At 63.8% G+C, this 4,655-nt stretch carries 6 protein-coding genes; 4 read left to right on the top strand and 2 right to left on the bottom strand.

The features are described 5' to 3' along the window. A partial coding sequence (locus KDH09_15985) for a hypothetical protein (protein MCB0221199.1) occupies window positions 1–485 on the top strand: 485 nt, incomplete at its 5' end. 90 nt (window positions 486–575) lie between these two features. Here the strand turns inward: KDH09_15985 and KDH09_15980 are convergent. Then, a complete protein-coding gene (locus KDH09_15980; GenBank protein ID MCB0221198.1) occupies window positions 576–1,880 on the bottom strand; it encodes a competence/damage-inducible protein A in 1,305 nt (434 codons plus the stop codon). Window positions 1,881–2,169: 289 nt separating this feature from the next. Continuing rightward, complete coding sequence (locus tag KDH09_15975) at window positions 2,170–2,682, bottom strand: phosphatidylglycerophosphatase A (protein ID MCB0221197.1); 513 nt, start codon at window positions 2,680–2,682, stop codon at window positions 2,170–2,172. A gap of 162 nt (window positions 2,683–2,844) precedes the next feature. Here KDH09_15975 and KDH09_15970 point away from each other — a divergent pair, with 162 nt between their 5' ends. From KDH09_15970 to KDH09_15960, 3 genes are all read left to right on the top strand, one after another. After that, window positions 2,845–3,636: an enoyl-CoA hydratase/isomerase family protein gene (locus KDH09_15970; GenBank protein MCB0221196.1), complete on the top strand. Its 792-nt coding sequence runs from the start codon at window positions 2,845–2,847 to the stop codon at window positions 3,634–3,636. 11 nt (window positions 3,637–3,647) lie between these two features. Beyond that, window positions 3,648–4,415 carry a ribonuclease PH gene (gene rph, locus KDH09_15965; GenBank protein MCB0221195.1) on the top strand — a complete coding sequence of 256 codons (768 nt, stop codon included), beginning with the start codon at window positions 3,648–3,650 and terminating at the stop codon, window positions 4,413–4,415. Next, on the top strand, window positions 4,412–4,655 hold a 244-nt coding region (locus KDH09_15960; protein MCB0221194.1), incomplete at its 3' end, for a non-canonical purine NTP pyrophosphatase. The genes rph and KDH09_15960, both read left to right, overlap by 4 nt.

Raw genomic sequence — 4,655 nt, 5'->3', positions numbered from 1 at the left:
GAGGCACGGCCATGCCCGAGCAGTTTTCGGAAGATCAGAAGAAATTCGTTCGCCGCCCCAAGGGGTGCTTCACCACCGGCACGCAGAATGAATACGGCATGGGCCTGGTGCTCTATCAGGCGGGCGACAAAGTCTATTGCGACTACGCCGTTCCAGATCGCTACCGCGGCTTTACCAAGACCGCCCACGGCGGCATCGTCTGCACGCTGCTCGATGAGATCGTGGTCTCGGGTGTCTCGATGCTCTCGGACGCCATGTGCGCAACGGTGGAGATGACGGTGAAGTTCCGCCGTCCGCTTCACATCGATAAACCCATCCAGCTCCAGGCATGGAAGACCGACGAAAACGGCGACCGCCTGCACGGTCACGGCCAGATCGTCGATGAAAACGACAAGATCATTGCCGAGTGCGAAGCCGAGATGGTGCGTCTCGATCCCGAGCGCGCCAAGCGCTTCATGCCCAAAGAGACCGCGGCCAAGCTCTGAAATTGTCAGAAAATTAAACCACCAAGATGCCAAGGATTCACAGAGCGTTGGTGTGGCTCAACTTCCTTGGCGTTCTTGGCGACTTGGCGGTCATTTCCCGGTTGATCTTAAGGATTCTTTCTTCTTCACCAGCCCGTAGCGTGGCGGCGGCAGGCCCATGAGGCGCCGGCGCAGCAGGTCCATGGCCGTCATGGCGAAGACCTGCTTGTTGCGCTCTCTCTCGCGAAACGGGAAGAAGTAGCGGTAGCCCTCGGCGCCGGCCGGGGTGGCGATGCCGATGCAGACCGTGCCGACGGGTTTCTTCTCGCTGCCTCCAGCGGGGCCGGCGATGCCCGTCGTGGAGATCGCGTAGGTGGCGTCGCCCACCTCGCGCGCGCCGGCGGCCATCTCTTTGGCGGTCTCTTCGTGCACTGCGCCGTGGCGCTCGAGCGTCTGCTCGGAGACTCCCAGCACCTTGTTCTTCGAGGCATTGGTGTAGCAGACGGCGCTCATCTTGAACCAGGCGCTGCAGCCCGCGATGTTGGTGATTGAATCTCCGATGAGCCCGCCCGTGCAGCTCTCGGCCACGGCGATGGTGGCTTTCTCCATCATGAGCAGGTCGGCGAGCACCTGCGCCATGTCTTTTCCCTCGTCGCTGAAGGCAAAGTCCGCCACGCGCGAGAGGGCGTCGTTGCCCGCCTGCTGCAGGAGCTTCTTCACCGCCGCCTCGTCATTGCCGCGCGCGTAGAGCTTCACCTGGATCTCGGGGAATTTTGCGCGAAGCCCGAGCTTCACGCCCGGGAACTTCTGCGGGAGGTCGGCGACCTTTTCGCCGATCTGGGATTCGGTCGAGCCGAAGGTGGAGATCTGTTTGACCAGCGCCACTTCCTGCTCGGTACCCCGGAGCTTCTCGATGCGTGGCAGGGTCTGCTCGCGCAGCATGCGCTTCATCTCGTGGGGGACGCCGGGCATGAAGAAGAACCGGCAGCTCCCGATGGTAAGCGAGAACCCCGGCGCGGTGCCGATGGGATTGTCCAGGCGCTCGGCACTTTCAGGGAAGTAGGCCTGCTTGCGGTTGGACTCGCTCATGGTACGACCGGCCAGCTTGTAGAGGCCCTCGATGTAGGCAAGCGCTTTTTCATCGAGGGCGAGCTCGACGCCCGCGGCCTTTGCCGCCGCTTCGGCCGAGAGGTCGTCGGTCGTGGGGCCCAGCCCGCCGGTGACCACGCACACCTCGGCGCGCGCGCCGATCTCGTGGAAAATTGCGACCAGCGTGTCCATGTCGTCGCCCACGGTCAGGTGGCGGGTGACTTCGAGGCCAATCTGCTCGAGGCGCTCGGCAATGTAGGCGGAGTTGGAATCAACCAGCGCGCCGGTGCGGATCTCATCACCGGTGGCGAGGATTTCGGCTTTCATAGAAACTCTCCAGACCGGGCGACGTGCCCGGCGAAGGGAAGCCTATGCCGCGTCGATGCGATTGGAAAGAGGTTTTGCCACAGAGATCACAGAGCACACGGAGAAAAGAAAATTGACCGCGGATGAACGCAGATAAACGCCGATATCCAGATTTCAAATCAGAATATTCGGAACAGATGTAAGACATGGATATTCAGGCGCGAGAGGATCAAGCCTGCGCTCTGATCTGCGTTTATCCGCGTTTATCCGCGGTTAAATTCTCTGTGTGCTCTGTGATCTCTGTGGCAAATCACGCGCCGAGGCCGAAGAAGGCGATGCCGTTGCCGGCCAGCAGGGCATCGGTGCCGGCCAGCGCCGCCATGGCGTAGAGGCCGGCGACGCCGTCGTCGAGCATGACGCCCCAGCCGCCGTGGACGTGCTTGTCGAGCCAGTTGCACGGCCAGGGCTTGACGATGTCGAAGAGGCGAAAGAATCCAAAGCCCAGGGCCACCGGGCCGAAGTGGGCGGAAAAGGGAATCATGGTGATGAAGTAACCGGCCATCTCGTCGATGACGATCTTGGAGGAATCGGGCTCGTCCCAAACGCGTTCGGCCACATACGAAGCCCACACGCCGATGAGAAACACGGCAACGGCCACGCCGATGCGAATTGGCACGGGGTAGGGGGCGATGGCGAACATGAAGACGGGCACGGAGACAAGCGTCCCCGCCGTGCCCGATGCCTTGGGCGCGTAGCCAGAGCCGCCGACGCTGGCCAGGAAAATGGCCAGGCGCTCTACCAGATTGAGCGAATGTTTTGACATGGCGCGACCTGCGCCTCCCCCTGATGTGTGCTCCCCACGGCAAAGCCAATAGCACAGGGCCGCGGTGCTTCCCAGCAGGGGCGGCCCCTTTGAGCGGCCTGCTGGCTTGCTGCCGCCGGAGCTTCGGACTAGCTTGAGCCTCCCTTACCGGGGAGAGAAACCATGTCCTTCGAGAATCTGACCTACGAGTGCGCCGAAAACGGCGTCCTGACCATTCGCTTCAACCGTCCCGACAAGCTCAACGCCATGACCGAGGCCATGGGTGATGATCTCATTGCCGCCGTTGAAAAGGCGCGCGCCGAGCCCGGTGCCCGCGTTGTCGTGCTCTCTGGTGAGGGCAAGGCGTTCTGCGCCGGCGGCGACATGACCATGATCAAGAACAACACAAAGCGCACCGTGCTCGAAAACACCGACGGCATGAAGGCCTTCTACGAGCGCTTCCTGCGCATCCGCGACATCCCGGTGCCGACCATCGCCTCGATCCAGGGCGCGGCCATCGGCGCGGGGCTCTGCATCGCCATGGCCTGCGACATTCGCCTGGCCACCGAGAATGCCAAGCTGGCGGTGAACTTCACAGCGCTGGGACTGCACCCGGGCATGGGTGCCACGTGGCTGCTGCCGCGGGTCGTCGGCATGCCCCATGCCAGTGAGCTGCTCTTCTCCAGCCGCCGCATCAACGGCGCCGAGGCCCAGCGTATCGGTCTGGTAAACCGCGCGGTGCCCGAGGGGGAGCTGGACGCAGCAACGAAGGCGCTGGCCGAGGAGATCGCCGCCTGCGCCCCTGTGGCAGTGCGGCTCACCAAGAAGGCGCTTCGCCAGTCGCAGGAAAGCACGCTCACCGATCAGCTTAATTTTGAGGCCATCCAGCAGGCGGTGACATTCTCGGGCAAGGACGTGCTCGAGGGAACCGACGCCGTCATGGCCAAGCGCAAGCCCGTCTTCACAGGCGAGTAAGGAAATACAACATGAGTGAAGAGAATCGCCGTATCGACGGCCGCGCCCCCGGGGAACTTCGCGAGGTGCGCATCGAGCGCGGCTACCTCGACCATGCCGCGGGCTCGTGCCTGATCACGTTCGGGCAGACCCGCGTGCTCTGTGCCGCCAGCGTCGAAGAGGAAGTCCCGCGCTTCCTGCGCGACCAGCGCGGCCACGGCTGGGTCACCGCCGAATACGGCATGCTGCCGGCCTCCACCCACAGCCGCAGCGGCCGTGAGGCGGCCAAGGGCAAGCAGAGCGGGCGCACCCAGGAAATCCAGCGCCTGATCGGCCGCGCGCTGCGCGGCGTGGTGAACATGAACAAGCTCGGTGAGCGCACGGTCACGCTCGATTGCGACGTTATCCAGGCGGACGGCGGCACCCGGACGGCGGCCATTACCGGCGCGTGGATCGCGCTCGTCGATGCGGTGCAGAGCTGCATCGACCGCGAGCGCATCAAGGCCGATTCCTACAAGGACGTCGTGACCGATCAGGTCGCTGCCGTGAGCGTGGGCGTCGTCAAGGGCGTTCCGGTCTGTGATCTTCCCTATGTCGAGGACTCGCGCGCCGAGACGGACATGAACCTCGTGATGACCGGCACCGGCGACTTCATCGAGATCCAGGGCACCGCTGAGGGCGCGCCCTTCAGCCGTGAGACCCTCGAGCAGCTTCTCGAGCTCGGTCGAAACGGCATCGGCGAGCTGCTCGCGCTCCAGCTCAAGGCGCTGGGCGCCCCGGGGATCGTCTCGAACCGATGAAACTGCTGCTGGCCACCGGCAACGAGGGCAAGAGGGCCGAGATCGCCCGCTTTCTCGACGGCCTTCCCGTGGAGCTGCTGACCCTCAAGGATTTTCCAGACTTCGTCCCCGCGGAGGAAACCGAAGAAACCTTCGTGGGCAACGCCCGGCTCAAGGCCCGCGCGGGCTACGAGCAGACGGGCCTCTGGACACTGGCCGACGACTCGGGCATTTGCGTCGATGCACTCGATGGCGCGCCCG

This window comes from Chrysiogenia bacterium (genome assembly GCA_020434085.1).
Taxonomy (GTDB): domain Bacteria; phylum JAGRBM01; class JAGRBM01; order JAGRBM01; family JAGRBM01; genus JAGRBM01.
Note: the sequence above shows the minus strand (reverse complement) of the source record. Positions and strands in the feature narration are given on the sequence as shown.

What these genes read in the sequence shown, in the direction of transcription:
- KDH09_15980 (MCB0221198.1), bottom strand. Translation starts at nt 1,880, where the DNA reads ATGAAAGCCGAAATCCTCGCCACCGGTGATGAGATCCGCACCGGCGCG.
- rph (MCB0221195.1), top strand. Translation starts at nt 3,648, where the DNA reads ATGAGTGAAGAGAATCGCCGTATCGACGGCCGCGCCCCCGGGGAACTT.
- KDH09_15970 (MCB0221196.1), top strand. Translation starts at nt 2,845, where the DNA reads ATGTCCTTCGAGAATCTGACCTACGAGTGCGCCGAAAACGGCGTCCTG.
- KDH09_15975 (MCB0221197.1), bottom strand. Translation starts at nt 2,682, where the DNA reads ATGTCAAAACATTCGCTCAATCTGGTAGAGCGCCTGGCCATTTTCCTG.